The sequence below is a fragment of the Microbacterium sp. MRS-1 genome (assembly GCF_000585455.1).
Classification (GTDB): Bacteria; Actinomycetota; Actinomycetes; order Actinomycetales; family Microbacteriaceae; genus Microbacterium; species Microbacterium laevaniformans.
The window spans coordinates 1-882 of the sequence record NZ_JAUF01000114.1 but is presented as its reverse complement, the minus strand read 5'-3'; the positions used below and the strand labels follow the sequence as shown (position 1 = coordinate 882).

Genomic DNA, 882 nt, shown 5'->3' with positions numbered 1-882 from the left:
TCGCGTCACCGTTCAAGACTCACCCACCGAGGAGCGGAACCTCTTGATCAACACGCCCTAGCGCCGAGCGGCAGCGCGCGCCTCAGTAGAGACGTTGACAACGAACTGCCACGCTTCCTTGCGGAGCACGGCTTGAAAACCGGGGTCGCGCCACACGCGCAGAGCGCACGCGCCGACTGCAGCAACGAGGTTCGTGCGCATGGCGGGCTGGGATGAACTCTGCAGAGTCATGATTCACCTCCTTCTCGGGTCGGATGCCCGGTCGCACAGCGCCCTCCAGCACTGCGCGCACTGCACTCCCCAGACGCTCGCCCAGCCAGCGAGGTCGAAGTTGCAAAGTCGATCAGCATACGGTGACGTCATCGCGCACCGCAAGTGGCGGTGAGTCGCGGCCAGCAACGGCGGGCGGCTTGACAACACGAACGCGATCCCCATAGCCTGATCAACTTTGCTTCGGGCGACCGACGGTAGAGGCAGCGCGAGAACCGCACGGTCTCGACGGGCAACTCGAGTATCCGAGAGGGGGTGAACATCATGGGGAAGAACTTCCGCGACCAGAACTGCTGGTCTCGTGGGGAGGTGAGTGATGCCCGTCTGCACCAGCACTCCGGCTCTCAGCACGCTTTCGGCGGCTGGGAGAAGGTGAGCAACGGCGACGGATCATTCTGGATGCGCGCAACGCGTCGCTGACTCCCGTCGGCGCTCCGTCCGGTCTCAGGGCAACCTGCCGGGCGGAGCGTCTTCTCGACCGTGGACGCCTGTCCACGGTTCAATGACATTGACGACCGAAAGCAGCAGAGAGGGGCCGGGATGCCGGATCTAGGCCGTGTTGCTAAATCCATTGCAAGGCTGCGGAGAGGCAGAGCCCGGCTGCGTATGAAC

At 63.9% G+C, this 882-nt stretch carries 1 protein-coding gene; it reads right to left on the bottom strand.

Annotated elements, in window-relative coordinates; translation table 11 throughout:
- Nucleotides 1-57: 57 nt before the first annotated feature.
- Nucleotides 58-231: a hypothetical protein gene (locus AS96_RS15375; protein ID WP_155947609.1), complete on the bottom strand. Its 174-nt coding sequence runs from the start codon at nucleotides 229-231 to the stop codon at nucleotides 58-60.
- Between the last annotated feature and the right edge of the window lie 651 nt (nucleotides 232-882).

Bases quoted from the DNA above. Each gene is read 5' to 3' on its own strand.
- AS96_RS15375 (WP_155947609.1), bottom strand. From the start codon at position 231: ATGACTCTGCAGAGTTCATCCCAGCCCGCCATGCGCACGAACCTCGTT.